Origin of the sequence: Haloarcula sp. CGMCC 1.6347, assembly GCF_037078395.1 — an archaeon.
Taxonomy (GTDB): Archaea; Halobacteriota; Halobacteria; order Halobacteriales; family Haloarculaceae; genus Haloarcula; species Haloarcula amylolytica.
Window position 1 is genome coordinate 658629 of the sequence record NZ_JAYMGX010000001.1, and the last position, 26977, is coordinate 685605.

Consider the following 26977-nt stretch of genomic DNA (forward strand, 5'->3'; position numbering starts at 1 on the left):
CCTGTCGACACGCTCCGATACGCCTCTGCCGACCACCTGCGACGGCCCCGCGTGTCATATTTATATCGGCGATAACCACAGGTGGGTTAAAACAGGCTCCATTCCGGCGTGGGCGTGGGGATTGGTAGCTTACTACTGTCTGTCGACAGTGTGTGCGTCCGCCGGGTCGAAGCCGACTGTCACCGTGCCCGTCGGCGGGTCTTCGGCTCGTAACAGGAGTTCTCGGCCCTCCCAGTCGAGGTGAACGCGCGTCGTCTCCCCGAGGAACTCCGCGCTCGTGACGGTCGCCGTCAGCGCGTTCCGGTCGGCACCGAGGGTAAGCCGCTCCGGTCGCACACAGAACGTGAGCCGGTCCCCGGCCGAGACAGCGGCCTCCGGGCCGCTGTCACCATCCAGGGCCACTGAGAGCGTCGTACTGTCGACCGTCACGTCCGCGATGGATCGTCCACTCTCGTCGCTGGAATCGTCAACCCTGTCGGTCGACCGAACTGCCGTCACCTCACCGCTGAGAACGTTGTTGTCGCCGACGAAGGTGGCGACGAACTCTGTCGCCGGCTCACGGTAGATGGTCCGCGGCGGTGCGACCTGTTCCGGCGTCCCGTCGCGCATGACCGCCACGCGGTCGGACACCGCCAGCGCCTCCTCCTGGTCGTGGGTGACGTAAATCGTCGTAATGCCCAGTTCCTGCTGAATCTCGCGGACCTGCACCCGGAGGCGTTCCCGGAGCTTCGCATCGAGGGCGCTCATCGGCTCGTCGAGCAGGAGTACGTCGGGGCCAGGGGCCAGTGCGCGGGCCATCGCCACCCGCTGCTGCTGGCCGCCAGAGAGCGTGTCGGGGTCTCTGTCCATCATATCACCGAGGTCGACCAGTTCCAGCAGTTCTCGCACCCGCTCCTCGTCGCTGCCGCCGCCGGGCGGGTCGGTGAACGAGAGCCCGTAGGCGACGTTCTCCCCGACGGTCATGTGCGGAAACAGCGCGTAGTTCTGGAAGACGACGCCCACGTCGCGGTCCTCCGGCGGGACGCCGGTGACGGATTCACCGTTGAACCGGACTTCGCCCTGCGTCGGCTCCTCGAAGCCGGCGATGAGCCGGAGTGTCGTCGTCTTCCCGCAGCCGGAGGGGCCGACCAGCGTGAAGAACTCGCCCTCCCGAACGGAGAGCGAAAGGTCATCGACGGCAGTCGTCTCGCCGTAGCGTCTGGTGACGCCGTCGAGTTCGACGGCCGTCGGGGCGGCGTGGTCCGAGTCAGCTCCGTCCGGGGGCGGCTCCTTAGAACCCAACGTCGTCACCCCCCAGTCGGTCGATGAGCAGGAAGCTCGCGCTGGTGACCACGAGCAGGACGACGCCCATCGCCGTCGCGGGGCCGAGCCGGCGGCCGATGAACCGCTCGATGGCGATGGGCATCGTGAACTGGTTCGTTCCGGAGGCGAGTACAATCGTCGCCGAGAACTCCCCGATAGAGATAGCGAAGGCGAAGGCGGCCCCGGCGATGACGGCCGGCCACACCAGCGGCAGTTCGATGTCCACGAGCGCTCTGGCTCGCGGCGCGCCGAGTGCGCGGGCGGACTCGACCAGCGTGTGGTCGATACCTTCGAGGCCGGGCGCGACCGTCCGGACGACGAACGGGTAGCCGGCGACGGCGTGGGCGGCGATGATGGCGAGGCCGCCGCCGACGGCGATTCGCGAGCCGCCGACCTCGACACCGAAAACGAGGCCCCGGAGCAGGCCGAGGCCGACAACGATACCCGACACGGCGAGTGGGGCCATCGCGACGGCGTCGATGAGCTTCCGGCCGCGGTAGTCCCGCGTCGTGAGGACGGCCACGACGACGCCCATCGGTAGCGCGACGGCGAGCGAGGCGACGCCGAACAGCAGCGAGTTCCGGACGGCGTCCCACGGCTGGACCTGGAACGACGCGCCGGTCGTCTGGCGGTCGACGAGGAACTGGTAGTTCGCCAGCGTCAGCCCCTCTGGACCGCTGAGGCTGGCGAGGATCATGCTCGCTATCGGCGCGACGAACACCGCCAGCGCGACGACGGCGTAGACGGTGAGCCCCAGCCGAGGGAGCAGTTCACGGACCGAGAACGACGGGGGCGTCAGGGGTCGGCGCGGGAGCGGGCGAATCCCCCGCGACCGGACGGTGTGCTTGGCCTCGTACCGGAGATACGCGTACAGCAGCCCAAGCGAGATGCCGAGTTCAATCAGCGCGAGGGCGGCCGCCTCGGCGTACTCCAGGTCTCGGATGAGCCGGTAGACGAACACCTCGACGGTCGCCAACTGGAACCCGCCCAGCGCGAGGACGATGGGGAACGTGCTGAAGGTGAACACGAAGGTCAGCGCCGCGCCCATCAGCACCGACGGGTACAGTTGCGGAGCGACCACGTCACGGAACGCCCGGAAGGGACTCGCGCCGAGGCTCCGCGCCGTCTCGACCGCGCTGGCGTCGACGGACTCCCAGGCGGCGGTGGTCACTCGGGCGACGAGCGGGGCGTTGTAGAACGCGTGAGCGATGACGACGGCCTCCAGCGTGAACAGGAGGTTCACCTGTCCCAGACCGAGCGCGCCGAGCACGGCGTTTAGCGTCCCGTTCCGGCCGAACGTGGCGACGAAGCCGACCCCGACCATTATCGACGGGAGGACGAAGGGGAGAATCGTCAGCGATCGGAGCGTCCGCCGGCCCGGGAACTCGTAGCGGGCCAGCAGATACGCCGCCGGCAGGCCGAGGGCGACGCTGGCTACCGTCGACAGCGCCGCCTGGTACGCCGTGAAGCCGATGACGCCCAGCCGCCGGTCCGGTGTGCGGATGCTTTCGATGACGGCTCCCACTGGTTCGCCGACGAGCAACCGCGCCGGCTCACCGAGGTAGAACGGGTCCCGAAGTATCGAGGCGAACACCCGGCCCGTCCAGCGGCCGTCGACGAGGACACTGTCGATAAAGACTGTCGCCACCGGGTAGTAGAAGATGCCGAGCAAGAGGGCGATAGTTGCGACCGCGAACCCGACGATTGCCCGACGCTCGACAGTGTTGCGGACGGTCCGGCCTCGCTCCCGGGACGGACTGCTCGCTGTCTCCGTTGACTCCTCACTGTCGCCACTACCACTGTCGACACCATCTGCACCGTCGCTGAAATCTCGGGCCACAGTCCGTCGTCGTCAGTTCGAGGCGAACTGCCGTTCCCAGTCTGAGATCCAGCCCGAGACGGAGCCCTTGAGCTCGTCGTAGCCGAAGGTGACCGGCTCCGGGGGCTCCTGTGCCAGCTCGGCGTAGTCCTCGGGGAGATCGGCGGACTCGGTCGCCGGGAACTGGACGTTTCGGACGGCGATCTCGCCCTGGATCTCCGGGCGCAGCAGGAAGCCCATGAACTCCCGGGCGAGGTCGGGGGTGTCGGCCCCGTCGAACACCGCCATCCCCTCCGGGTTGGCGTAGCCCTGGTCGTTCAGGAAGCGGATCTGGTGTTCCTCGAGGTCGGCGTCGTTCTGGTCGGCGAACACCTGGTCGGTGGAGTAGGAGACGACCATCGGCGCTTCGCCGCCCGACCACGCGCTGTAGGCGTCGCTCCAGGAGCCAAGCACCCGAACGTCGTTGTCCTGCAGGTCGCTCCAGTAGTCCAGATAGCTGTCGGGGCCGAACTCCTTGACCGTGTGCAGCAGGAACGCCCGTCCGGTGGCCGAACTGGCTGGGTTCTGCGTGATGAGGTCGCCGGCGTGTTCCTCGGCCAGCAGGCCGTCGAAAGTCTCCGGCGCGGTGGTCTCCGTGCCGTCGAACACCAGGCTGATGTAGCCGGTGTCGTAGGGGATTGCCCGGCCGTCGGGGTCGAACTGCAGGCCCGGCTTGATGTCGTCCTGCCCGGCCACGTCGCCGACGTCGGCGAACAGCCCGTCGTCGAGGTTCTCGTCGATCCGGACGAGGTGATCCGTGTTCAGCCCGAGGTACATGTCGGCCTCGATGTCGACGCCGGCGTTCCGGCGCTCGATGTAGTGGTTGACCTCGTTGCTCGGCGTCTGCCAGATCAGGCGGGCGTCGAACTCCTCCTCGAAGCGCTGTTTCACCCACGCGCCCGGACTCGTCGACGGCGAGTCGACGAAGGCGCTGTAGGTCCCGACGACGAGCGTTTCCTCTACATCGCCGGCGTCGCCGGTACTCGTCCCGGTCGCGGTTGACTCGTCCGTACTCGACGCCTCGGTGCTCGACTCGTCGCTACCGCCCAGCCCGGCACAGCCGGCAAACGAGACGGACACCGTCGCGCCGGCCGCTGTCAGGAAAGACCGTCTATCCATTACTCCGTGGTCACACCCAGTGGTACTTAACCCCGGTGTTCCAGAATCCTAACGTCTCAGCGTCTCAAAGCACCGCAGCAGTCGTTATTACCCCACGGTACTGCAGGATGGTGACTGAGTTGTAGGCGACGACCGCGAGCGTCACCACGGCGAACAGGGCGAGAAACACCGTCGCGTTGCGCTCGGAGAGCAGTCGCCACCCCGCGACCAGCCACAGCATCGCCCCGAACTTCACCAGCCAGAAGCCCGCCAGTCCGAACTCCGCGAGCATCCTGCGGACGACGACGTTCCCCTCCTGCAGTCCGACCGTGAGCCCGGTCATCGTCAGGAGGATGTCCCCGACTGTTGCGACGAGGATGACGGTCCAGAGTACTGCATGTGTGTGCGACAGGTGGTGTTCCCACCAGAGCGTCACCCCACTCTCGTCTGTCTCTGCGCTCTCTTTGCCGGGCATCACCGACATATTGGACGGAAACAGCATGAATACTCGGGCCAGCCGTGTCGACGAAGGGACTGTTTTATTTTTGCCGTCGTGGAATCTCCCTCCAATGAATCTCGTCGGCAAGTGCCCGCCGACCACAGCCAAGCTCGACGCCGCGGCCGACCGGGGCTTCGACAGCGTGGAACTCCACCTCCGGCCGTCGGACCTCGACGATGTCGGGGCTACAGCGGCGATGGTCAAACAGTCACCCGTCTCGGCGGCGTCGGTCCACACGCTTCACGCTCGCCCGGACGATCCGGAACCGTTCCGCCGGAGCGACGCGCTGGCCGAGCGACTCGACGCTTATCTGGTGGTCCACAGCCAGTACGCCCAGCACACGCACACCACCCTGCTGGACAGCTACGACTTCGCCGCCCCCTGCGGCTACGAGAACAACCCCGGCGCGAGCCAGTTCTCGCTCGCCAACCTCCTGCTCGACCGCGGCCACGACCTGGTGCTCGATACGGCCCACCTGTTCATGTCCGAGCCAGCGTATCTGGAGTCACTCTCGGACCTCCTGAAAAGCTACGGCGACCAGATTCAGGTCGTTCACTTCACCGACGGAACGCTCTTGAACGACGGCCTCCCCTTCGGCAACGGGGAGATACCCCTCGAACGAACGGCCGAAATTTTGGCTTCGGAGTTCGACGGCGACGTCGTGCTTGAGGTCATGCCCGACGACCAGGCCGACGCCCGTCGGCGTGTGCTGGAGTGGCTCGACTGAGATCAAAAGGCAGTGTTTAGTGAGTGAATAGAAGTTACGAACAGCCAGAAAGCCCCGGCTGTCATCGGACGCGCAGCGTCCGATTGCCCGCGAGAGCGAAGCTCTCGTCCTGGCTGAACTCGGGGGTGGTTCGAAAGACGCGTCGCGTCTTTCGTCATCACGAGAGAGCAAAGCTCTCTCGAACGACCTCGCTGCGCGCTTCACTCACTACGTTCGTTGCAGTGCTTGCGTCGTCCGCCGTCCTCAGAAATCAAAGATTTCTGATGGGCTGCGCAAGAGCTTCGCTCTTGCGAACGTCGTTCAGCCAGCCGCCCCTTTCAATCCCACCCGAGCCGGTTGGGAAAGCGATGCTGGGTGGGACTGAAAGGGGTCGCGTTCTCAGCGAACCCCGGCGAAGTAAGCACCCACTGGAGCGCAACGAGCCGCGGGTCGCGAGGGACCGGCGGTCCCTCGTCTCGGCGAGCGGCGGAGCCGCGAGCCAAAGCTGAGAACGCGAGGGCTTTCTGGCTCTCTGCAGTCGTCACTGCTAAACTAAACACCACCGACCGAAACTGACACAGCTTTTTGCTCGTCCGCTTCGAGTGTGGTGGTACGACATGTCACATGACGTTCTCAGTCGGGCACCCGACGACCGGGTACAGGCGCTCGATTCAGACGGTGAAATCGTCGACCCAGACCTCATCCCGGACCTCTCTGACGAGGAACTGGTGTCGATGTACCGCGATATGCGCTTTGCGCGGCAGTTCGACGAGCGGATGATAAGCCTCCAGCGGCAGGGCCGGCTCGGCACGTACTCCTCGCTGGCGGGTCAGGAAGGGTCTCAGGTCGGGTCGACGTATGCGCTGGCCGACGAGGACACTATTTTCTACCAGTACCGGGAGCACGGCGCGCTCGTCGCCCGCGGGCTCCCCTGGGAGTACGTCCTCTACTGGATGGGCCACGAAGCGGGCAACGCCGCTATCGGTGACGTGAACGTGTTCCCGCTGAACATCTCCATCGGCGCGCACCTGCCCCACGCCGTCGGGTGGTCGTGGGCGGCAAAGAAAAAGGGCGACGAGAACGCCGGCGTCGTCCACTTCGGCGACGGGGCCACCAGCGAGGGGGACTTCCACGAGGCGATGAACTTCGCCGGCGTGTTCGAGACGCCGACGGTGTTCTTCTGCAACAACAACCAGTGGGCCATCTCCGTCCCGCGGGAGCGCCAGACCGCCAGCCAGACGCTGGCACAGAAAGCCGACGCGTACGGCTTCGACGGCGTACAGGTCGACGGCATGGACCCGCTGGCGACCTACACCGTCACCGAGGCCGCCCGGGAGCGAGCGGTGGGTGCCGACGGAGAGGAGCAGGAACCCATCTTTATCGAGGCCGTCCAGTACCGCTTCGGCGCGCACACGACCGCCGACGACCCGGACGTGTACCGGGACGACGCGGAGGTCGAGCAGTGGCGCGAACGCGACCCGCTGGACCGCATGGAGGCGTTTCTGCGGAACTGCAATCTGCTGGACGACGAGAAGATCGACGTGATGGACGACACCATCGGCGAGCGACTCGGCGAGATTATCGACAACGCCGAAGCACATGCCGCGGACCCGACGGACCTCTTTGCCGACGTTTACGCCGAATCCACGCAGAACATCGATGAACAGCGCGAGTACTTCGAGGGCCTCCGCGAGCGCCACGGCGACGACGCCTTGCTCGAGTCCGAGTAGCCGACCGAGCCTGTTATTGCTGTCCCGTCGCTTCCGTCTACTGTGACAGAGTGGCCACCGGTGGACCCCGCCGACGCAACGGCCGTTGCACAGCAGCGTGACGAACTGGTCGCGGCGGTCCGGGACCACGCCGGACAGGTCGCCTACCAGCTCGCCAGGCTGGAGGGCGGCGACTACGGGCAGGCGGACATCGAGACCGACCGCGGCGAGTGGACCGTCAAGTACGAGGGCGGCGACCTGGAGTACCTCCGGTTCTCGCCGTCGCGTGGCTCCGACACGTACGTCATCTCGACCAAACAGCCGCCGGAGCCGGAGCCGCTGGCTGCCGCACTCGCCGACTACGACGCCTTCGTCGAGGGGTTCAACGACTACGTCGCGTCCCTCGACGGCGTTCTCGACGACGTGTCGACGGAGTTTCCGGACATCGCGACGACCGACGGTGTCGTGGCTGAACGCGACCGCGTCCTCGGTCGCATCCGCGAGATCTGCGACCAGATCGCTCGGGAACTCCAGCGCTACGAGGGCGGGGACTACGGGACCTTCACCGACCGAATCGGCGGCACCCGCTGGGAGCTGAAGTGGGACACCGACGGTGCGTCGTATCTCCGGGTCGGCGGGAGCAACGGCCTCTATCTCCTCTCGCAGTACGAACCGCCCTCGGCCGCCGACATCCGCGAGTACGCCCCACAGTTCGCGGACTTCGTCGACGCGTACAACGACCACGTCGACGAACTGGAATCGGACCTCGGAACCGTCGAGCTCTGAGTCGGCTCAGCCACTGTCGGCTGCGGCACTGTTTCACCCGGTGAGCGGATAGTGTGCCAATTCGGTAAGTGCTGTCATTTTCGCACAACCGCTGTACAGCAGCTGAATTACCGAAGAATACCACCGAACAATATGTCGGCAGGGTTTTCAGGGGGCCTCACCCAAGCCGGAGGTATGAGTTCGACCGAAACCGTCGACAGTTCGGCTGTTAGCAAGGGAACGCTCGGTGAATACGCCGAAGCGATGGGGCCGTCCTGGATCGCAGGTGCAATCGCCGCCGGCCCGGCGACGATTGCCAGCCTCGTCACCGCTGGCGGTGCGTTCGGCTACAGCCTCCTATGGGTCGTCGTCCTCTCCGCGGGGGCGGGGGCGCTGGCCCAGTACCTCGCGATGCGGCTGGGACTGTTGACCGAGCGGGGCATCGTCGCCGTCGTCGAGGACCACCTTGGCGAAACGTGGGCATGGCTGCTGGTCGGCGACGCGGTGCTTGCGGCCGGCGTCGCACAGCTCGTCATCATGAAGACCGTCGCCACGGTCTCGGCGACGGTGACCGGTATCGACGCGCGCGTCTGGGGCGTCGCCTGGGCGCTCATCCTCGCGGCGGGATTGGCGGGCGGCGGCTATCGATTCCTCGAACTGGCCGCGAAAGTCCTCGTTCTGCTGGTCGTCGTCGCGTTCGTCGCCAGTCTGTTCGTCGTCCCCATCGACGCCGGCGCGGCGGCGACCGGGCTGATCCCGTCCGTCCCGTCCGGGAGCGCGCTGGTCGCGGCGGGCATCCTCGGCGGCGCGGTCCACATCACGCTCATCACGATGCACTCCTACACGATGCGAGCGCGGGGCTGGACCCGCGATGACTACGACCTCGCGACGGTCGACGTCGGGGCGTCCATGCTGGTGGCTTTCGGCATCTACAGCCTCGCCATCTTCCTGGTGACGGCGAGCGTGCTCACTTCCGGCGACCTGACGACGGTCGGCGCTGCGGAGGCTCTCGGCCCGCTGGTCGGCGACAGCGCCCGCTGGCTGTTCCTGCTGGGCCTCTGGGGCGCTGCCGTGTCGACGCTTGGGGGCAACACCATCGTCCCGCCGTTCCTGCTCGCCGACAAGCTCGGCTGGGGCACCACTATCGAGGACAGCCGCTACCGCGGGCTACTCGTCGCCGTCGCGCTGCTGTCAGCGCCCGGTGCGTTCATCGGCGGGAACGTGCTCGGCCAACTCGTCCTCGTGCTCGCGCTCGGCACCGTCGGCACCCCGTTCGTCATCGCCCTCGTCCTCTACCTCCTGAACTCCGACGCGGTTCCGGAGTCGAACTCGCTGGTAGCGAACGTCGGTGGGCTGGCGCTCATCGCTGTCTCGGGCGGGCTCGCCGCCAACTTCGTCGTCGAACAGCTCGGCGGCGGCGTCGGCCCGCTCTCCGGGTTCGTGCTGGCGTTCGCTGTCGCGCTCGGCATCGCCATGGCCGGGCTCGGCGGGAAGTTCCTGCGGGAGGAACTCCTCGCGTGACCGGCGTCGGGTTCCCGCTCTCGGGGTCGACGCTCGTCACCGGTCCCTCGAACGCCGGCAAGACGCGGACGACCGCTGCCGCCATAGATGCCTGGCTCGACAGCGAAGGACCCGAGGGCGTTGTCGTCCTCGATTTCGCGCCCGAACTCGAACGGGACGGAACCGTGCTGGGCGGCCGTCTTGACCGATTCATCACCGTCCCAGAGTCGGTCTGGATAGGCCGAACCGATGCCAGTGCGCCCCGCGCCGAGAGCGAGACGAACGACCAAGCGGTCGCCCTCGCCCGGGAAAACGCCCGCCGTGCCGAGCACCAGATGGACACGCTCCCGGGGAATCCCCGTGCGGTGTTCGTCAACGACGCGACGATTCCGTTTCAGCACGACTCCGCTGCGGTCAGCCGGCTCACCGACTACTGTGACGAGGCGGACGTGGCCGTGCTGAACGCTTTCGATAGCGACGAACTGGGCGTCGATGACCCGGTGTCACGGGCCGAGCGGGACGCGCTCGATAGGCTCCGGCGCTGGGCCGACCGGACCGTCGACCTGTCGTAGCGTCCCGCGCCAGCAGAAGAAGTCCGGGGCGTCGAACGCTGACCGGACGCGTCAGCGGCGGGCTACGACCCGCCGCGTTTCCGGAACCAGACGCGCTCGCCGACCGGACTCTCGTCGTCGCCGATGTCCAGCCGACTGACGAACAGGTCGCGAATGGCCATGGTGACGACGAGTTCAGTCGGCGCACCGGACTCGTTTTCGACGGTGACGACACAGTGACCGTCTCGCTCCGCTATCTCCGTGATTGTGCCGACGGTCCATCGGTCGCGGTGGTGTGACGGTTCCTGTGCGTGAATGCGGTCGTGATCCATAGAACTGCTGTGGGTTATCTTACCGGTTCCACTCGTAGAACCACCACGCGCCGCCGAGCACCATCAGGCCGATACCCAGCGTGGAGGTGGCCGGCTCCGGGATGATGAACAGCACGAGTCCGATGAGCACCATTCCGACCGGTTCGAGTTCGTCGAGATACTGGATGATGTCCATACGCGGTAGTTCACCCGCCTGCCGTATAGAGGTTCGTCCGGCTATCGGGGAGTGAGAACGAACCGCAACGGTGACTGGATTAGCGGAAGCGGAACGTTTCGAGGTTCTCCGGCGCGAAGGTCCGGATGTTCTGGTCGTGGTACAGCGACGAGGAGAGGTCCTGTGTCGCGGATTCGTCGCCGTGCACGCAGAGGATTTTCTCGGGTCGGGGGTTCATCGTCTTCACGAAGTTTTCCAGCCCCTGTCGGTCGGCGTGGCCGGAGAAACCGTCGACTGTCTCGACGGTCATCTCCAGTGGGACTTTCTCGCTGCGCCCGCTGCCGCCGACGGATACCTCGTCGATGCCGCGCTGGATTCGGTTGCCGAGCGTTCCCTGCGCCTGATAGTCGACGAAGGTAAGCGTCGAATCCGGGTCGGGACCGAGCTGTTCGAGCCAGGACATGACCGGCCCGCCGGTGAGCATCCCCGAAGTAGAGAGGATGATAGCGGAATCGCCATCGGCGATCTCCTGTCGTTCCTCGTCGCCGCCGTCGATGGGGTTGAACTGGTCAGCCAGGAACGGGTTCTCGTCTTCGTCGAAGAGACGGTCCTGCAGACCGTCGCGGAGATACTCGGGATAGGTCGTGTGAACGGCCGTCGCCTCCCAGATCATCCCGTCGAGGTGGACCGGCATCTCGGGGATGTCGCCGTTCCGCATCGCCTCTTCGAGGACGAGCATGAGTTCCTGTGACCGCCCGACGGCGAAGGTCGGAATGAGGACCTTGCCGTCGCGGTCGGCGGCGTTCTGGACGATCTGTTTGAGCTTTCGCTCCGAGTCTTCCTGGTCGGTCTGGTAGTCGTTGCGGCCGCCGTAGGTCGACTCCAGCACGAGCGTCTCCACCCGCGGGAAGTCGTTGACTGCGCCGTCGAACAGGCGCGTGTCATCGTAGTGGATGTCGCCGGAGAAGGCGACGTTGTACAGGCCGTCGCCGACGTGGAAGTGACACACCGACGAGCCGAGGATGTGGCCGGCGTTGTGCAGCGTCAGTTTGATGTCGGGCGCGATGTCGGTCACGTCGCCGTACTCCAGCGGGATGGTGTGTTTGATCGCTTCGCGGACCATCTCGGAGTCGTACGGCGGGGTCCGGCCGTCGTCCGCGGCGGTATCGAGGTAATCGAGCGTCAGCAGGCCCATCAGGTCCCGCGTCGGCTCGGTGCAGTAGATGGGACCGTCGTAGCCGTACTCGAACAACAACGGGACCAGCGCGGAGTGGTCCAGATGCGCGTGGGTCAGGACGACGGCGTCGATGCCGTTGGTCCCGGCCCCGAACGCCTCCGGGATGTCCAGATACGGCTTTTCGCCGTTGGCCCCGGGCTTGTTGCCACAGTCGATGAGGATGCGCGTGTCCGGCGTCGAGAGGATGAACGCGGCGCGGCCGACCTCTCGGCAGCAGCCCAGTGTCGTGATGCGGACGTACTCGTCGTCGGACATCGGCTCGCGGTGGATCTGCCGGCCGACGCGTTCGAGGATGTCCCGGCGGTCCTCGCGCTCCTGTTTGAGGAAGTTCCGGACGTTCTCGACTGTCGAGGACTCGATGGGGGGCGTTCGAACGACTTCGGGCGTCCAGCCGACCTCTTGCGTGATGTCACGCAGGGTCGAGCCGCGCCGGCCAATGACGACGCCGGGCTTCTGTGCCTGGACGACGACTTCGCCGGTGTCGGTGTGGAAATTCAGGTCCATGACGCCGGCCTCCTCGGGGATGAGTTCCCGAATCGCCGCCTCGGCCTCTGCTGGCGGAGCCAGTACGTCAGGATCCGGGCGGACCGTAATTCGCTTGCGGAGTTTCGATGCGAGCCGGCGAACGAGGTCGCTGTTCGCGGCGAACTCCTTCGGGTCCCGCGTGTATATGACGAGTTCCGGTCCCTCGTACGTGACATCCGAGACGGAGATACGGCGCGGGACTTCCTCGTCAATCGTTGCCTTCACGTCTTCGAGTTGCTTGTCTACAGTGCTCATAGCTCAAAACGGGGTATCATCCCGGTAGCGGGGCCGTCCACGGCTGGTGCGGGCCGACCTGGAGCCGCGGGATGTACGCTCTCTAATAAAGTCATCAGTTATCGGTGAGTTGCCTCCGGACGTGGAGAGATGTCCGGAAAACCGACCTCTATTTCTCAGTATTCCCCTCGTGTTATAAAAGCCTTCGCAATACGGAGGGTAGGGGGCCGGACCGCGGTCGACGCGCTGTTGCCCAAAGGAGTAAACGCACACCGTGTGAGACGCCGCCATGCGACTGACACCGGACACAGTCCGCGACGAGTACGAATGGGTACAGGACCGTCGTAGCGACGTCGTCCCGCTGGTGAACGAAACGCGAGCCCATCTCGGGTCCCAGTTCGACGTCGACGTCGACCCGCTCACAGACGACGCCTACACGGCCGCCATCGACGAGGTGTTCGCCGACGGCGACCGTGCGGTCAACGTCGCCGCGCTGGTTCGTCTGCTTCGAGAACTGGACGTCGAGAGCGATTACCCGGGCTTCGTCGTCGACGAACTGCTGGGCCGTGAGCTGGCAGCGATGATTGCCGGCGAGCAACCGCTCCGGTTGCTTGCGGAGGCGACCTTCCACGTCGCAGATGTTCGGACGCACGGAAACGACGGGGAGGCGGCGGGCGCTGATGACCTCGACGCCGCACTCGCGGCCGGGGTCCAGACGCGGGTCCCGGGCTGGCCGTGGCAACAGACAGAGAGTCCGTTCGCCGTGGAGTGAGCCGTGGTCCGCTCTCGCAACCAAACGACTGGTCGAGGCGGTCAGCTACCCGAAAACGAGAACGAGGGCGTCGTCAGGAACGCCGTCTCGTACCCCTCGTGGCGGGACACCTGTGGCGGGGCGACGACATCGACACCGACAGACGGCTCCTGGGTCGCCGTCTCGACGACTGCGCCGTAATGATACCCGAGTTCGGGGTGGACCCCAGCGGTCAGCGCGTCGTCGAACACCGTTTCGCCGTCGGCCTCAACACTCCCGTCGAGGGACATCATCGGGAGGGGAACGCGGTTGTACGGCGTCCGAGCCGAGACGGCGAGATACGACTCGCCATCGGAGAGGAACGCGGCGTCCTGTACCCACGTAACGGCGTACACGCCGTCGCTCCCTTTGTCCGTCCCGAGGACCGTTCCGGGCAGGGCCGACACTTCTGGGACCCGCGATGTCGGTACCATGTCCATGTTCATCAGGTCGACCGCCCCGCGCTCGCCCTGTGAGTCCGGGAACTCCTCGAAGGAGAGTTGGTCGCGGGTGCTCTGTGCGAAGTCGAACTCGACCGTTGCCTCGCCGGCCTCGCCGAACCGACCGTCGAAGGCCCCCAGTCGGCGTTCCCCCATCCCGTTGACGCGGACGGAAAGCTGGTAGACGCCGTCGCCGTCGAGCGCGTAGTTGTCGCCGTAGTGAAAGCCCATGTTCTGGGAGATCATCGGCCACGGGGACTTGTCGGCGACCGTCTCGCCGTCGCGTTCGATGGTGATCGAGAGGCCGGCAGACACCGGGAGTACCATCTCGGTCTCGGGGTCCCAGACGGTCGCCATCAGGTGGACGCTGTCCTCGCTCCGGATGTCGACCTTTTCGGCTGTCGTCCCGGTTACCGTCCAGAAGCGGTGGGGAAAGGAGTAGCTCAGCCCGACCATGTACTCGCCTGCCTGTGCCATCCCCGCCATCCCCATGCCCTCAGCGTGGGTGGGGCGGTACGTGGCGTCGGGGCGGTTCTCGACCAGCGGGGGAGCGCGTGTCGACTGGGAACTCAGCGAACCACACCCCGCCAGGACCGTCGTGCCGGCGAGGCCGGCACTGGCGAGGAACTGTCGGCGATTCATGCACCGCCTTTGGGTCCTCGTCTGAAAGACCGTTCTGGTACGATAGCCGAATGCCGTGGCGGGACCTAGACGGCACAAGATACTTTCCATCGGTCGGTGCAATCCCGGCCGTGTCCTCCAAAATCGCCCGCACTGCGGTCCTCGGCTTCGTCGTCCTGACCGCGGGATGTTTCGGCGCGCCGTCACCGGAGTCACCGGCCTCGTCAGAAACAGCGACAACCGGTGCATCCCCGACAGGGACCGTCGAGTTCCATGACGGTCCGAAGGACCCGCCCGCCCGACCCACGACACTGAACGAGTTCTCCGCCCGTGAGTTCGTCTACGAGTACCAGTATCGGAGCGTCTACAACGGTCTGTGGCAGGGCGAACACACCGAGATGAGCCTCGATTGCCGCGTCGACAACGTCACCGAACGGTCGTGGGGGTACGACGTCGTCATCACTTGTACAGGATCGTCGACGACCGACCCGCCGGCCGACTCGACAGCGACGGACGGCCCGATATCCGACTACTTCACCCAGTCGTATCGCTACAGCGTCAGCGCCGACAGCCTATCCCGTGAATCAGTCGAGAACCGCGACCCGGTATCCTGACGGCACCGGGCCAGTCAAGCCGGGTCGGCCGGTGGGAGCGCCCGCAGGGCACGCGGCGGGAGCAGGTAGTTCCCGCGTCGGGTGACTGTCATGTACTGGAGAATACCGTTGTTCACCCGCTGGCCGACAGCCGAGTCGTTAGCGACGTCCGTTCCGTTCATCGCCTGTTTCGTCGCGACGAAGTCGGCGATAGAGCGCTGCAGCGAGAGGAAGTGCAGCCCCGCTTCGCCGCCGTCGGTCGAACTGAAGTCCCGGCGGAGAAGGGTCGGTGTTCCGTCGTCCCTGACGCGGGACATCTTCTGTGCGTGGCCGACGACACCCTCCCGTCGACCGCTGTCGACCACGTCTTCGGGGCACTCGCCGGCACCGTTGTCAGTGCCGAGGTTCTCGCCGACGCCTTCGACCCTGTCCTCGTCGGCGTGGGCCGGACAGAACATCTTCGAGACGCGCTGGTCCCGGGAGTCCTGTTCGTACCACTGCTGGAGCTGCAGCCGGATCTTCGATAGGTGCTGGGTCGCGCCGCCGGCGAACGGTCCCGAATCGACCGTTACGCGGTCCTCGGAGGCCTGATTTTCCTTGAATCCGGACTTGAACCCCATGAACAGCGGGGCCTCTTCGGGGACCGGGTCGGAGTCCGGAACCCCGTCGACATCCTGATTCTCGGCGGGGAGGCCGGCTCCGACGAAACCCGTCCGTCGCTCTGCCTCGTGCAGGACGCCTTGGAAGGTCGCGCTCATTTCGTGGTCGTTCGCAGCGTCCCGATTGCCCTTCAGCGCTTCTTCGGCCTCGATGACGGCCCGCTCGTCGTCACTGGCGAGGTGCAGGAGCGCGTCCGGCGTGTCGAGTTCGGGGTCTTCGAAGGGGGCAAGCGCCATCGGCTCTGGCAGGTCGACGCCGGCTACGTCGGCCTCGAAGCGGTCGAAGTAGGTCGGGCTGTACCCGAGGGTGAACAGCAGCCCCTCGTTGCTCCACTCGTAGGCCTGTTCGAGGTCTCGGAGCGCCGTCTCGACCTGATCGCGGTCGGCATCTGTCGGCGTTCCGTCGCCGGTGTAATCCAGTAGTAGAAGGACGTGGTGGCGCGACAGTCGGTGGTTCCCCGCGTCGTCGGTCGCCAGCGACGCGTCCCAGGCGTGCTGGCGCTCCGGGAGCGACGAGGGGTCGTCGGTACCCTCGGGCACCGTTCCCGACCCGCGGTCGAGACAGGCGGCCAGCGCCGCGGTGCCGCCGATGGCGACGGCGCTCTTGGCGAACTCGCGTCGGGAAATTCCGCGTTCAGTCATCACCCACCCTATGGACTGCCCGTGCAATTGGGTTGTGGTACGGGACTCGAAATCGGCCACTGTCCGCGGGTAGTCGAACTAGCCGCTCTCGAAGAGGCGGTCGAGTAACCGGGTGAAGCGGTCAGACAGGCGGTCGGGGGCCGTGGGGTCGACCGTCGCGAGCAGTTCGACCGTCTGGTCACGCCGACAGAGCGCCAGCGTCACCCGTCCCCCGTCCCGACGCTTTTCGACGATGTCGTGTTCGACCAGGCCGCTGAGGTGGTGTTCGAGCGTGCTCCGAGCGATGTCGAGGTGGTCGGCCACTTCGCCGGGGTGAGCGGCTTCGCGCTCTATGAGCGTGACGAGAACGTCTCTCGCCGTCTCGCGACGGAGGAAGGCGATGGCGTGGCGCTCCCAGGGGTCGAACGACGCCGTGTAGTAGTGTGTGCGCCCGTTGACCGACTCGCTGTGAACGCCGTCGAGTCGGCCCAGATGGTACTGCACTTGTCCCGTTGCGAGATCCAGTGCCCGCGTTAGCTCCCGGAAGTGGACTCCGGGATGGGACTCGATGTGTCGGTAGATGCGGGCTCTGGTGTCGCTCATAGTCCCTCCTCGTCGAGTCGTTTCTCGACGGTCCGGGCGTAGTACACTGCGCCGAGGACGAGGACGACAAAGAGGGTATCGAGCGCGTGTTCGAGGAAATGGTGGGTCGGTCCTGAGACCAGTGAGAACCCCGACAGCAGCGCGATGAGCGGGCGGGCAAACAGCGCGGTGAGTGCCAGCGCAATCAACAGATACGGACGCGTCCTGCGCTGGCGGTACGCAACCAAGGCGAGCCCACACAGGACTGCCCCGGCCACAGCGGAGAGGACGACGACGGCGGCGATGTCCCAGCTCCCGGCACCGAGATGGCCCCCAATACTGAGCGGTTTCATCAGGCGTTTACTTCGGAACCACGGTGCCTCAGTCGTTCGGTTTTGCGCGACTTTTTTATCGGACCGCTGAGACGTGGCGGTATGGACTGCATCGGCTTCATCTGCGAGCCTGAACACCCGGTGTTCGGTGCCGTCGCAGAGCGGCTCTCCGCCCGGGGGTTCGACGTCCAGTTTCTCCGCCCCGGAAACCCGGTGGCCAGAGCCGATATCGACGACCTGGCCGCACTCGTCAACACGACGCTCCGGCCCGAGTCGTTCAGCGCCCTTCGCTACGCCGACAGGGTCGGCGTCGAGACGTGGAACGGGTTCCTGCCGACGACGGCGCTGGCCTGCCGACTCGTCGCCCTCCACGGACTGGAGCAGGTCGGCTGTCAGGTCCCGACCGTCTGGTTCGAAAAGCCGGATCGAGACTACGTCGCCCGGACTCGCTACGCCTGGGACGGGATGCCGGCGAACAGTGACGAGGGCGATTTCTACCAGGCTCGGGTCCGGGCGGAGCCGGTCGAGTACAAGTACTTCGCCGTCAACGACGGCCGCGAAACCCATCTCCGGGCGATTCAGGTCCGGTCGGAAGTCACCGGGCTGGACCACGTCATCAGCGAGGAAACCGTCGAGGTGACGCTCGCGGCCCGCGTCCGGGAGTTGCTGGACCGTTTCGGCGCGCGGGCACTCTGCGTCGAGTTCGTCGCGGGCGAGGAGGGGTTCTACGCGCAGGCTGTCGACCCCGCGCCGGGATTCACCGGGACGGGAATGGAACGCCGTGTCGCTGACTCTATCGCCTCGCTGACGACAATCGGTGCCTGAGTGTCGGCGCGGGGTGCGTTTGACAGCGCTGGCTCTGTTACTGAGGCACAAGATTATACAGGTTCACCGACGTGGTAGCGACCGGAGCCTTTCATGAGCACGTTCGTCCATCTCATCGCGGACTACGGCCCGTCAGACCCGGCCTTTTCGGAGGTCGTCCACCGCCTCACCGCCGCAGACCCGACCATCTCCGTCCAGTCGACCGAAATCCAGCCGTTCTCCACCGTCGCAACGGGATTCTGGATCGCACAGCTCGGCGTCCACAACCCCGCGTTCGACGACCTGCTGATTTACTCGAACACCGCGCCACGAACCACGGAATCGACGCCGGAGCGGGCCGACACCGGCGGGCCCCTGTGCTATCTCGAACTGGACAACGGCGTCCCCGTCGTCGCCGTCGACGCCGGCTACAACCTCTCGTTTATCGCCGACTGCGCGACGACGTTCCGCGAAATCGAGCTCCCGGCCGACACCGGCCAGTTCCGGTCGCGGGACGTGTTCCCGCGCCGCGTTGCCGAAATCGCAAGCGGCAATCGCTCTTCGCTCGGGGCGGAGCGCTCACTCGACGACGTCCCGGCCCCGCCCGAGTCCGTGGTCTGTCACGTCGACGGCTACGGGAACCTCAAGACCTCGATTCGAACCTCGGAGTTCGAACCCGGTAGTGACACAGTCGCTGTCGAACTTAACGGCGCATCCCGAGAGGTCGTCGTCAGGGACGCTGTATCGGACGTTCCGGAGGGGTCCCTCGCTATCGTCCCGGGGTCGGCTGGAGGTGGCGACCCGTATCAGGAGCTGTTCTTGCGCGGCGGGTCCGCGGCATCGGCCTTCGGTACCCCGGAGCCCGGAGATAGTCTCTCTATACGGGCGGAATAGAGCTGAGATCGACCTCCGCTACGACGGTCCTCGCGGCGCGAAGCGGGGCATAGAACTGGTCCGGTCGGCGTGCCAGCGGCTCACCACCCTTCGGGGAGTTTATTAGCGCCGTGGGCCACGACACACCTAATGAGTGGCGAGCAGGAACTCGGCATAACCGAGAGCAAGGAGCATTCACCCGGCGAGTGGTACGCCGAGGTCGTCCAGAAGGCCGGCCTCGCGGACTACGCCCCCATGGGCGGGTTCATCGTCACGCGCCCACGCGGCTACGCCATCTGGGAGCGTATCCAGAACAACCTCGACGGCTGGTTCAAGGACACCGGCGTTCAGAACGCCTACTTCCCGCTGTTTATTCCCGAGAGCTATCTGGAGAAGGAGAAAGACGTCGTCGAGGGGTTCGACCCCGAGGTCGCGTGGGTGACCCACGGCGGCCACGAGGAACTCGAAGAGCGCCTCGCCGTTCGGCCCACCAGTGAGTCCATCATCGCGCCGTTTATGGCCCAGTGGACCCGCTCGCATCGGGACCTCCCGATGCGGCTGAATCAGTGGTGTTCCGTCGTCCGGTGGGAGGCCACCGAGACGAAGCCGTTCTTCCGAACCAAGGAGTTCCTCTGGCAGGAGGGCCACACCGCCCACGCCGACGAGGACGGCGCGTGGGAGGAGACGATGACCCGCCTGGACCAGTACGCGCGCCTCTACGAGGAGGTCATGGCGATGCCGCCGCTGAAGGGCCGCAAGCCCGAGCACGACAAGTTCCCCGGGGCACACACCACGACGACTATCGAGACGCTAATGCCGGACGGGAAGACTGTGCAGGCCGCCACCTCCCACTACCTGGGGACCTCCTTTGGCGAGGCGTTCGACATCACCTACGCCGACGCCGACGAGGAAGAAAACACGGCCCACACGACCTCCTGGGGGCTGTCCTGGCGTGCAATGGGCGCGCTCATCATGACCCACTCCGACGACCAGGGGCTCGTGCTCCCGCCCGCGCTCGCACCCGATCAGGTCGTCGTCGTCCCCATCTGGCAGGAGGACAACAAGGACGAAGTCATCGACTACGCCGCCGACCTCGCTGCCGAACTGGACGAGGCCGGCGTCCGCGTCGAACTCGACGACCGCGAGCACCGCAATCCCGGCTTCAAGTACAACGAGCACGAACTACACGGCGTTCCTCTCCGAATCGAAATCGGTCCCCACGAGGTCGAGGACGGGGAAGCCACGCTGGTCCACCGGCCCGACGGTGAGAACGCGACCGTCGACCGCGAGGGCATCGCCGACACCGTTACCGACCACCTCGACACTGTCCACGCCAAGCTGTACGCCGACGCCGAGGAGACGCTGGAGGGCGAAATCCGCGAGGCTGAGTCCCGTGAGGAGATTCTGGGCACTATCGGCCAGCACGGCGGCTACGTGAAGTGTGGCTGGTGTGGCGACGCGGACTGTGAGGAACCGATCAAAGACGCTATCGCGGCCGAAATCGTGATGGTTCCCCTCGACCGCGACGAGGAGCCGATCCACGACGACTGCGCCATCTGCGGTGAGGACGCCGAGGAGACGGCGTACTTCGCGAAGAGCTACTGAGAAGGCGGGTGCTTACTCCGGTATCCGGTCCAGAAACGCGCCGGCTTCGGCCCGGCCCGTTTCCATGAGGTCCTCGATGAACCGAGGGTCGCGGTCGCGCTTCGAAGCTGCTGTCAGCTTTTCATCGAGTCCCAGTCGCCGTATCTCGATGTGTTTGAAATCGTCCGGGAGATACCCCTTTTCGACCCATTCGTTGACCTTCCGGACGAAGAACAGCTCCTGATTCAGCGAGAGATTCCCCGATAGTTCCTGCCGGCGGTCGGTGATCTCCGCAAGCGATGTCGGGCGGTCGTCGCGGGTCTGTGGCTCGATCTGGATGACCCAGATCTCGTCCGGTTTCGGTCGGTCGCTGGTCAGGAACTCCCGGATCGGTGGGTTCTGTGAGAACAGGCCGTCCCAGTGCCAGTGGCCGTTCAGTTCGACGGCTTTGTACAGCAGTGGGAACGCGGCCGAGGCCAGCACCGTCCTCGCTGTGATGGCATCGTCGGTGAACGTCTCGAACACGCCGCTGTTGACGTTGACCGTGCCGACGGTCACATGTGGTGGTGCCTCGTCGGCGAGACTGTCGAACTCGTCGAACTCGATGTGGCGGTCGAGCAGCGATAGGAACCAGTCGTGGCCGACTGCTCCTGGCGTCGCGTAGGGCGAGATGTCGGCCGCAGGGACCATGAGATTCTGTAGTCGCTTGCGCCAGACGAGCGACTCGTTCAGCAGGACTGAGGGCGGTGTCGTGGCGGCGACGTCACGCCAGACGTCTCCCAGCAGTTTCTCGGCGTCGTCGGGGCCATCACTGAGCAGTCCGTACCAGGCCGTGACCGCACAGAGCGCGCCACCGGAAGTACCACTCAACCCCACGAGATTGTACTCGTCGTCGACAGTTGGCAGGAGTCGTTGCAGCACACCGGCGGTAAACGCACTGTGGCTGCCGCCGCCCTGACAGGCGATGGCGACGCTGGGTCCATGACCAGACATGGTTTAATTCATATACGAGGGGCTTGCATAGATAGTTGCCGGCCCACCGATACTGCCGGCTGTGAGCCGGTGAAGTGTCTTGCCACCTCTGGGTAGCGGGCATCTTCACTAACACAGCCGGCAGTATGAAGGAAGGATGGGGTCGGGGAGCGTGTGACATTTTCCTCCGTGCCCCCGATGACCACTGCTGTCTCTATGTATATAAATCGCCGTCAGACTACAGTCATACAAACGCCAAACGGCGAACAGATACCGTCGTGGGAACCGTGGATGTATCGCCCATTCTGGGTCATCAGCGGTGGGCCGACAGCCCCGACGTGATCGACCAGTCGGGGTGCGGCGTCGGGGAGACAGTGGGCGACTGATTGGGTGGTGCATTCGTCGTCGCGAGCGCAGAATATTAAGACCTTATATATCTCTATGCATCGCTGCAATCGGTAGATCTCCGGAACCAACACGGTTATACCTCGCCCTATGTTATCGGTTGTCATGGACGACGTGTTTGTCGGACGAATTATGTCATCACCTGTCACCACTGTTGCTGCTGACGCGAACGCGAAAGCGGTCGCCAAGCGGATGCTCGACGAGAACATCAGCTCTGTTGTTGTCGTCGACGCTGACGGAGCGTTGTTGGGGATTCTCACCTCCACGGATTTCGTCGAAATCGCCGCAGAAGGTGGCGATACGACGGCGCTAGACGTGTCTGACTTCATGACGACGGAGCCGGTTACAGTAACGGCAAACGACCCCATCGAGGCGGCCGCAAGCCTGATGCTGGACCACAGTGTCCACCACCTTCCTGTCGTCGATGAGACGGAAGGAGTCGTCGGAATGTTGACGACGACTGACATGACGGCCTACGTTTCGGGTATCGAGCAGTCATCCGCTCCTGTGCTCGGCTGAACAGCGTGTGAACCGCCAGCCCGCGGACGACCGTTTATAAACCATGATACAGCCCCAACAATCGTTATAAATATATACTCCCTAATGTGGGGTTAAACAACACTAATACCATTAGGATTACCCTCTTATAGTGGCATCCCCAGTCGTGAAACACATGGTTGAGCGACAGACAGGTCTCTCTGCAGGTGACGCCGGGCTTGCAGATCCCACGGACGAACGGTCGAACTGTGGCGTCGGGGTCGTCATGGACCTCGACGGCCAGAGCGACCACTGGGTTGTATCGGACGGACTCGAACTCCTCGACAACCTCGAACATCGAGGGACGACAGGAGCCGAGCAAGATACGGGCGACGGAGCGGGCATCATGCTCCAGATCCCCCACGAGTTTTTCGCTGCCGAAGTCGACGCCGACCTGCCGCCTGCCGGCGAATACGCCGTTGGCACGCTCTTTCTCCCGAAAGACGACGAGGTCGCCGGGAGTCTGAAGGACCTCGTCGAGACGGAACTCGCCGCGGAGGGCCTCGATGTCCTCGACTGGCGCGACGTTCCCACGGACAACAGCGACTTGGGCGCAACGGCGCTCGAATCAGAGCCCGCCATCGTCCAGTTTTTCGTCACCTCCGCGACGGGCGAGACCGGCGACGCCTTCGAGAACCAACTGTATATCGGCCGCCGGTCGCTCGAAAACACCGTCAAGGAAGAGAAACCGCCGGGCCACGAGCGCTTCTACGTCGTCTCGCTCGCCACCGACGTAGTGGTGTACAAAGGCCTGCTCAAGGCCGAACAGCTCGAAGACTACTACCCTGACCTCGAAGACGAGCGACTGCAGTCCACGTTCGCGATGGTCCACGCCCGCTTCTCGACGAACACGCTGGGCGCGTGGCACCTTGCCCACCCCTACCGCCGTGTCATCCACAACGGCGAGTTCAACACGATTCAGGGGAACATCAACTGGATGCGCGCTCGGGAGACCGACATCCAGAGCGACGAGTTTGAGGGCGACTTAGAGAAGATCAAACCGATCATCGACGATCCCGAGCAGTCAGACACTGCGAGCGTCGACAACGCGCTCGAACTCCTGCTTCAGGGCGGCCGCGACCTCCCCCACGCCCTCCGGATGCTCATCCCCGAAGCCTGGCGCGGCGAGATGAACGACGTGACCGGCGACCGGCGCGACTTCTATGACTACCACGCCTCGCTGGTCGAGCCCTGGGACGGCCCGGCGCTCGTCGCAGCCACCGACGGCGACCGCATCGGTGCCGTGCTGGACCGGAACGGCCTCCGCCCGTGCCGCTACGACGTGCTGGAGGACAACACGCTCGTGATGTCCTCGGAAGCCGGCGCGCTGGAACACGACGCGAGCGAGATTCGGGAACGCGGCCGGCTCCAGCCCGGACAGTGTTTCCTCGCCGACCCCGAAGAGGGGCGTGTCATCCCCGACGAGGAAGTGTTCGACGACATCACGGACGACAAGTACGGCGAGTGGGTCGCCGAGGAACAGGTCGCCCTCGACGAGGTCGCCGACCGCGAAGACAACGAGCCACAGGACCCCGCGGACGCCCTCCGGAGCCACCAGGCCATGTACGGCTACACGTACGACGAGGTCGACCACCTCATCGAGCCGATGGCCGAGAAGGGGAAAGACCCCGTCGGCTCCATGGGCGACGACACGCCGCTGTCGGTCCTCTCGCAGTTCAACCGCCCGCTGTTTACCTACTTCAAGCAGCTGTTCGCCCAGGTGACGAACCCGCCGCTCGACTACATCCGCGAGGAACTGGTCACCTCGCTGGAGTCCCGGCTGGGCTTCCAGCGCAACATGCTCGACGAGAGCCAAGATCACGCCCGCCAACTCGTCCTCGACTCGCCGATCCTCACCGACGAGGAGACGGCGTCGATCAAGGACCTGGACGCGAACGACATGTCCACGAAGGTCATCGACATCACCTACGAGTCGGGTGGCGACCTTCGGCAGGCCGTCGAAGACGTGCGGGCCGAAGCCGACGCCGCTGCCAAAGAGCACGACATCCTTGTGCTCTCGGACCGCGCGGCCAGCGAGGACCGCGTCCCGATTCCCAGCCTGCTGGCCGTCGGCGGCGTCCACCACCACCTCGTCCGCAACGGCCTCCGCAACCACGTCGGCCTCGTCGTCGAGTCCGGTGACCCGCGAGCCGTCCATCACTTCGCGACGCTCATCGGCTACGGAGCCGGTGCCGTCAACCCCTACCTGGCCTACCAGACCATCGAGGACCTGGTGGCCGGACCGGACGGCGCGGACCTCGCCGACGCCATCGACGCCTACATCACCGCCGTCGAGGACGGCCTGCTGAAGACGATGGCCAAGATGGGTATCTCGACGGTCGAGTCCTACCAGGGCGCTCAGATCTTCGAGGCCGTCGGCCTCTCCTCGGACTTCATCGCCGAGTACTTCGAGGGGACGACCTGCCGAACCGAAGGTATCGGCATCGAGGAAATCGAGGACGACCTCTCCCAGCGCCACGAGGTGGCCTGGAGCGAGGAGGAGCCCGACATGCCCCGCCAGGGCGAGTACGAGTTCCGCTCGAACGGCATCCACCACCAGTGGAACCCCAACACGGTCGGCAAGATTCAACAGGCCGTCCGCATGGGCGACTACGACACGTACAAGGAGTTCGCCGAGCTGGTCAACGACCAGAACGAGGAGCTCCAGACGCTCCGTGGCCTGCTCGAATTCGACTCCGACCGCGAGTCGATTCCCATTGAAGAGGTCGAGCCGGTCGAAGACATCGTCGAGCGCTTCGAGACCGCGGCGATGTCGCTCGGATCGCTGTCGCCCGAGATGCACGAGAACAACGCCATCGCGATGAACCGGCTCGGGGCCAACGCCAACACCGGCGAGGGCGGCGAGCCGCCCGAGCGCTTCGACACCGAAAAGGAGTGTACGACCAAGCAGGTCGCCTCCGGTCGCTTCGGCGTCACCTCGGATTACCTCGCGTCGGCCGACGAGCTCCAGATCAAGATGGCCCAGGGCTCCAAGCCCGGCGAGGGCGGTCACCTGCCCGGCAAGAAGGTCAACGAGATGATCGCCCACGTCCGCTACGCGACGCCGGGCGTCGGCCTGATCTCGCCGCCGCCGCTGCACGACATCTACTCCATCGAGGACCTCAAGCAGCTCATCCACGACCTCAAGGCCTCGAACCCCGAGGCCGACATCAACGTCAAGCTGGTCTCCGAGGACGGCATCGGGACCATCGCGGCCGGTGTCGCCAAGGCCAACGCCGACGTGGTCCACATCTCGGGCCACGACGGCGGGACCGGCGCGTCGCCCAAGACCTCGATCAAGAACGCCGGCCTCCCGTGGGAGCTCGGTGTTTCGGAGGCCAACCAGATGCTCCGGGCGACCGGCCTGCGCTCGCGCATCAAGGTGACCACCGACGGCGGCATGAAGACCGGCCGCGACGTGGCCGTGGCCGCCCTGCTCGGTGCCGAGGGGTACACCTTCGGGACCGCGTCGATGGTCACCTCCGGCTGCGTGATGGCCCGGCAGTGCCACGAGAACACCTGTCCGGTCGGCATCGCCACGCAGAACGAGAACCTCCGCGAGCGCTTCCCCGGCGAGCCACAGCACGTCGTCAACTACATGACGTTCGTGGCCCAAGAACTGCGGGAGATTATGGCCGAACTCGGCTTCGAGACGGTCGACGAGATGATCGGCCGACCGAGCGTGCTGGCACAGCGCGACGACGTGTCCCAGCCGAAGGCCCAGAAGCTCGACCTCTCGGGAGTCATCGCGGAGCCGGCCGACAACGACGGCCGCTACAAGCAGGAGGAACAGACCCACGAGGTCGACGAACAGCTCGACTGGGACCTCATCGACGCAGCTGAGGACGCCATCTACGACGGTGATCCGGTCGCTATCGACACCGAGATCAACAACGTCGACCGTGCGGTCGGGGCAACCCTCTCGAACCGCATCTCCCGCGAGCACGGCGGCGACGGCCTCGCCGACGACACTATCCGGGTGGACTTCGACGGCACGGCCGGCCAGTCCTTCGGCGCGTTCCTCGCACAGGGCGTGACGATGGAGCTGACCGGCACGGCCAACGACTACGTCGGCAAGGGCCTCTCCGGCGGGAAGCTGATCCTGAACACGCCGGACAACGCTCCCTTCGACCCGGCGGAGAACATCGTCATCGGCAACGTCGCGCTGTACGGCGCGACCCAGGGCGAAGCCTACGTCAACGGCATGGCCGGCGAGCGCTTCGCCGTCCGCAACTCCGGGGTCAAGGGCGTCGTCGAGGGCGTCGGCGACCACGGCTGTGAGTACATGACCGGCGGCGCTATCGTCGTGCTGGGCGAGACGGGCAAGAACTTCGCGGCCGGGATGTCCGGCGGCGTCGCCTACGTCTACGACCCCGACGGCGAGTTCGCAGCGAAGGCAAACACCGGCATGGTGTCGCTGTCAGAGACCCTCGAAGGAAAGGACCGCCAGATGATCACCCGGCTCGTCGAGAACCACGCTGCCTACACCGACTCCGACCGAGCGACCGAGTTGCTCGAGAACTGGGACGCTGAAGTGGAGAAGTTCACGAAGGTGATGCCCGACGCCTACGCCGAGGTCATCGCCGACCGCGAACGCGACGACGTGCGCAACGAGCCGCCGGCCAAGGCCGCGCCCAGCGCCGAAGCCGCTGAGGCCGACTTCGCCGCTTCGACAGACGACTGAACCGCGGTTA

24 protein-coding genes are annotated in these 26977 nt (G+C 65.4%); 12 read left to right on the forward strand and 12 right to left on the reverse strand.

The window, feature by feature from the left end; translation table 11 throughout:
• Positions 1–132: 132 nt before the first annotated feature.
• From VI340_RS03555 to VI340_RS03570, 4 genes are all read right to left on the reverse strand, one after another.
• Entirely contained in the window at positions 133–1290 is a 1158-nt protein-coding gene (locus VI340_RS03555; protein ID WP_442905113.1) for an ABC transporter ATP-binding protein, read from the reverse strand.
• A complete protein-coding gene (locus VI340_RS03560; RefSeq protein ID WP_336357798.1) occupies positions 1271–3142 on the reverse strand; it encodes an ABC transporter permease in 1872 nt (623 codons plus the stop codon). Before VI340_RS03560 ends, VI340_RS03555 begins: the two co-directional genes overlap by 20 nt.
• A 12-nt stretch (positions 3143–3154) precedes the next feature.
• On the reverse strand, positions 3155–4279 hold the full coding sequence (locus VI340_RS03565; RefSeq protein ID WP_336329765.1) for a thiamine ABC transporter substrate-binding protein: 1125 nt from the start codon (positions 4277–4279) through the stop codon (positions 3155–3157).
• A 64-nt stretch (positions 4280–4343) separates the two neighbouring features.
• Positions 4344–4733, reverse strand: a complete 390-nt coding sequence (locus tag VI340_RS03570; RefSeq protein WP_085947227.1) for a DUF5658 family protein — start codon at positions 4731–4733, stop codon at positions 4344–4346.
• 94 nt (positions 4734–4827) lie between these two features.
• Between VI340_RS03570 and VI340_RS03575 the strand changes: the two genes are divergently transcribed.
• From VI340_RS03575 to VI340_RS03595, 5 genes are all read left to right on the forward strand, one after another.
• Positions 4828–5484, forward strand: a complete 657-nt coding sequence (locus VI340_RS03575; protein ID WP_336357799.1) for a sugar phosphate isomerase/epimerase family protein — start codon at positions 4828–4830, stop codon at positions 5482–5484.
• A 596-nt stretch (positions 5485–6080) separates the two neighbouring features.
• The gene (gene pdhA, locus VI340_RS03580; RefSeq protein ID WP_336357800.1) at positions 6081–7193 is read left to right on the forward strand and encodes a pyruvate dehydrogenase (acetyl-transferring) E1 component subunit alpha; all 1113 of its coding nucleotides are present in this window, start codon (positions 6081–6083) and stop codon (positions 7191–7193) included.
• Positions 7194–7253: 60 nt separating this feature from the next.
• Positions 7254–7958 (forward strand): hypothetical protein, encoded by a 705-nt coding sequence (locus tag VI340_RS03585; RefSeq protein ID WP_336329920.1) that lies wholly within the window; start codon positions 7254–7256, stop codon positions 7956–7958.
• A 174-nt stretch (positions 7959–8132) separates the two neighbouring features.
• Positions 8133–9458 carry a divalent metal cation transporter gene (locus tag VI340_RS03590; RefSeq protein WP_336357801.1) on the forward strand — a complete coding sequence of 442 codons (1326 nt, stop codon included), beginning with the start codon at positions 8133–8135 and terminating at the stop codon, positions 9456–9458.
• Positions 9455–10009, forward strand: a complete 555-nt coding sequence (locus VI340_RS03595; protein ID WP_336329760.1) for a hypothetical protein — start codon at positions 9455–9457, stop codon at positions 10007–10009. The genes VI340_RS03590 and VI340_RS03595 overlap by 4 nt, the downstream gene beginning before the upstream one ends.
• 62 nt (positions 10010–10071) lie before the next feature.
• Here VI340_RS03595 and VI340_RS03600 read toward each other — a convergent pair whose 3' ends face one another.
• The 3 genes from VI340_RS03600 to VI340_RS03610 form a co-directional block, all read right to left on the reverse strand.
• Positions 10072–10320, reverse strand: coding sequence for a DUF7861 family protein (locus tag VI340_RS03600; protein ID WP_008310253.1), 249 nt, complete (start codon positions 10318–10320; stop codon positions 10072–10074).
• A 19-nt stretch (positions 10321–10339) separates the two neighbouring features.
• The gene (locus VI340_RS03605) at positions 10340–10495 is read right to left on the reverse strand and encodes a hypothetical protein (protein ID WP_008310249.1); all 156 of its coding nucleotides are present in this window, start codon (positions 10493–10495) and stop codon (positions 10340–10342) included.
• A gap of 79 nt (positions 10496–10574) precedes the next feature.
• Complete coding sequence (locus tag VI340_RS03610) at positions 10575–12491, reverse strand: beta-CASP ribonuclease aCPSF1 (protein WP_336357802.1); 1917 nt, start codon at positions 12489–12491, stop codon at positions 10575–10577.
• A gap of 268 nt (positions 12492–12759) precedes the next feature.
• On the opposite strand from VI340_RS03610, the gene VI340_RS03615 reads away from it, so the two are divergent.
• A complete protein-coding gene (locus VI340_RS03615) occupies positions 12760–13242 on the forward strand; it encodes a hypothetical protein (protein ID WP_008310245.1) in 483 nt (160 codons plus the stop codon).
• Positions 13243–13283: 41 nt separating this feature from the next.
• Here VI340_RS03615 and VI340_RS03620 read toward each other — a convergent pair whose 3' ends face one another.
• A complete protein-coding gene (locus tag VI340_RS03620; protein ID WP_336329759.1) occupies positions 13284–14342 on the reverse strand; it encodes a DUF7350 domain-containing protein in 1059 nt (352 codons plus the stop codon).
• Between the two features lie 110 nt (positions 14343–14452).
• Here VI340_RS03620 and VI340_RS03625 point away from each other — a divergent pair, with 110 nt between their 5' ends.
• Positions 14453–14935: a hypothetical protein gene (locus tag VI340_RS03625; RefSeq protein ID WP_336357803.1), complete on the forward strand. Its 483-nt coding sequence runs from the start codon at positions 14453–14455 to the stop codon at positions 14933–14935.
• Positions 14936–14949: 14 nt separating this feature from the next.
• Here the strand turns inward: VI340_RS03625 and VI340_RS03630 are convergent, their stop codons facing one another.
• The 3 genes from VI340_RS03630 to VI340_RS03640 all read right to left on the reverse strand — a co-directional run bounded on the left by VI340_RS03630 (position 14950) and on the right by VI340_RS03640 (position 17129).
• Positions 14950–16215 (reverse strand): DUF7405 family protein, encoded by a 1266-nt coding sequence (locus VI340_RS03630; protein ID WP_336329758.1) that lies wholly within the window; start codon positions 16213–16215, stop codon positions 14950–14952.
• A gap of 78 nt (positions 16216–16293) precedes the next feature.
• Entirely contained in the window at positions 16294–16797 is a 504-nt protein-coding gene (locus tag VI340_RS03635) for a winged helix-turn-helix transcriptional regulator (RefSeq protein ID WP_008310236.1), read from the reverse strand.
• Positions 16794–17129 (reverse strand): DUF7471 family protein, encoded by a 336-nt coding sequence (locus VI340_RS03640; RefSeq protein WP_008310234.1) that lies wholly within the window; start codon positions 17127–17129, stop codon positions 16794–16796. Before VI340_RS03640 ends, VI340_RS03635 begins: the two co-directional genes overlap by 4 nt.
• A gap of 81 nt (positions 17130–17210) precedes the next feature.
• Between VI340_RS03640 and VI340_RS03645 the strand changes: the two genes are divergently transcribed.
• From VI340_RS03645 to proS, 3 genes are all read left to right on the forward strand, one after another.
• Positions 17211–17933 (forward strand): hypothetical protein, encoded by a 723-nt coding sequence (locus VI340_RS03645; protein WP_008310232.1) that lies wholly within the window; start codon positions 17211–17213, stop codon positions 17931–17933.
• A gap of 93 nt (positions 17934–18026) precedes the next feature.
• Positions 18027–18806: an SAM hydrolase/SAM-dependent halogenase family protein gene (locus VI340_RS03650; RefSeq protein WP_336357804.1), complete on the forward strand. Its 780-nt coding sequence runs from the start codon at positions 18027–18029 to the stop codon at positions 18804–18806.
• Between the two features lie 129 nt (positions 18807–18935).
• Positions 18936–20390, forward strand: a complete 1455-nt coding sequence (gene proS, locus VI340_RS03655; protein WP_008310230.1) for a proline--tRNA ligase — start codon at positions 18936–18938, stop codon at positions 20388–20390.
• A gap of 12 nt (positions 20391–20402) precedes the next feature.
• Here proS and VI340_RS03660 read toward each other — a convergent pair whose 3' ends face one another.
• Positions 20403–21362: a patatin-like phospholipase family protein gene (locus VI340_RS03660; RefSeq protein ID WP_049942938.1), complete on the reverse strand. Its 960-nt coding sequence runs from the start codon at positions 21360–21362 to the stop codon at positions 20403–20405.
• A 489-nt stretch (positions 21363–21851) separates the two neighbouring features.
• Between VI340_RS03660 and VI340_RS03665 the strand changes: the two genes are divergently transcribed.
• Positions 21852–22265 carry a CBS domain-containing protein gene (locus VI340_RS03665; RefSeq protein ID WP_049942937.1) on the forward strand — a complete coding sequence of 138 codons (414 nt, stop codon included), beginning with the start codon at positions 21852–21854 and terminating at the stop codon, positions 22263–22265.
• A 154-nt stretch (positions 22266–22419) separates the two neighbouring features.
• Positions 22420–26967, forward strand: a complete 4548-nt coding sequence (gene gltB / locus VI340_RS03670; RefSeq protein ID WP_336357805.1) for a glutamate synthase large subunit — start codon at positions 22420–22422, stop codon at positions 26965–26967.
• The last annotated feature ends 10 nt before the right edge of the window (positions 26968–26977 follow it).

What these genes read in the sequence shown, in the direction of transcription:
- VI340_RS03565 (WP_336329765.1), bottom strand. Translation starts at nt 4,279, where the DNA reads ATGGATAGACGGTCTTTCCTGACAGCGGCCGGCGCGACGGTGTCCGTC.
- VI340_RS03570 (WP_085947227.1), bottom strand. Translation starts at nt 4,733, where the DNA reads ATGCCCGGCAAAGAGAGCGCAGAGACAGACGAGAGTGGGGTGACGCTC.
- VI340_RS03575 (WP_336357799.1), top strand. Translation starts at nt 4,828, where the DNA reads ATGAATCTCGTCGGCAAGTGCCCGCCGACCACAGCCAAGCTCGACGCC.
- pdhA (WP_336357800.1), top strand. Translation starts at nt 6,081, where the DNA reads ATGTCACATGACGTTCTCAGTCGGGCACCCGACGACCGGGTACAGGCG.
- VI340_RS03590 (WP_336357801.1), top strand. Translation starts at nt 8,133, where the DNA reads ATGAGTTCGACCGAAACCGTCGACAGTTCGGCTGTTAGCAAGGGAACG.
- VI340_RS03600 (WP_008310253.1), bottom strand. Translation starts at nt 10,320, where the DNA reads ATGGATCACGACCGCATTCACGCACAGGAACCGTCACACCACCGCGAC.
- VI340_RS03605 (WP_008310249.1), bottom strand. Translation starts at nt 10,495, where the DNA reads ATGGACATCATCCAGTATCTCGACGAACTCGAACCGGTCGGAATGGTG.
- VI340_RS03610 (WP_336357802.1), bottom strand. Translation starts at nt 12,491, where the DNA reads ATGAGCACTGTAGACAAGCAACTCGAAGACGTGAAGGCAACGATTGAC.
- VI340_RS03615 (WP_008310245.1), top strand. Translation starts at nt 12,760, where the DNA reads ATGCGACTGACACCGGACACAGTCCGCGACGAGTACGAATGGGTACAG.
- VI340_RS03620 (WP_336329759.1), bottom strand. Translation starts at nt 14,342, where the DNA reads ATGAATCGCCGACAGTTCCTCGCCAGTGCCGGCCTCGCCGGCACGACG.
- VI340_RS03630 (WP_336329758.1), bottom strand. Translation starts at nt 16,215, where the DNA reads ATGACTGAACGCGGAATTTCCCGACGCGAGTTCGCCAAGAGCGCCGTC.
- VI340_RS03635 (WP_008310236.1), bottom strand. Translation starts at nt 16,797, where the DNA reads ATGAGCGACACCAGAGCCCGCATCTACCGACACATCGAGTCCCATCCC.
- VI340_RS03640 (WP_008310234.1), bottom strand. Translation starts at nt 17,129, where the DNA reads ATGAAACCGCTCAGTATTGGGGGCCATCTCGGTGCCGGGAGCTGGGAC.
- VI340_RS03645 (WP_008310232.1), top strand. Translation starts at nt 17,211, where the DNA reads ATGGACTGCATCGGCTTCATCTGCGAGCCTGAACACCCGGTGTTCGGT.
- VI340_RS03650 (WP_336357804.1), top strand. Translation starts at nt 18,027, where the DNA reads ATGAGCACGTTCGTCCATCTCATCGCGGACTACGGCCCGTCAGACCCG.
- proS (WP_008310230.1), top strand. Translation starts at nt 18,936, where the DNA reads ATGAGTGGCGAGCAGGAACTCGGCATAACCGAGAGCAAGGAGCATTCA.
- VI340_RS03660 (WP_049942938.1), bottom strand. Translation starts at nt 21,362, where the DNA reads ATGTCTGGTCATGGACCCAGCGTCGCCATCGCCTGTCAGGGCGGCGGC.
- VI340_RS03665 (WP_049942937.1), top strand. Translation starts at nt 21,852, where the DNA reads ATGGACGACGTGTTTGTCGGACGAATTATGTCATCACCTGTCACCACT.
- gltB (WP_336357805.1), top strand. Translation starts at nt 22,420, where the DNA reads ATGGTTGAGCGACAGACAGGTCTCTCTGCAGGTGACGCCGGGCTTGCA.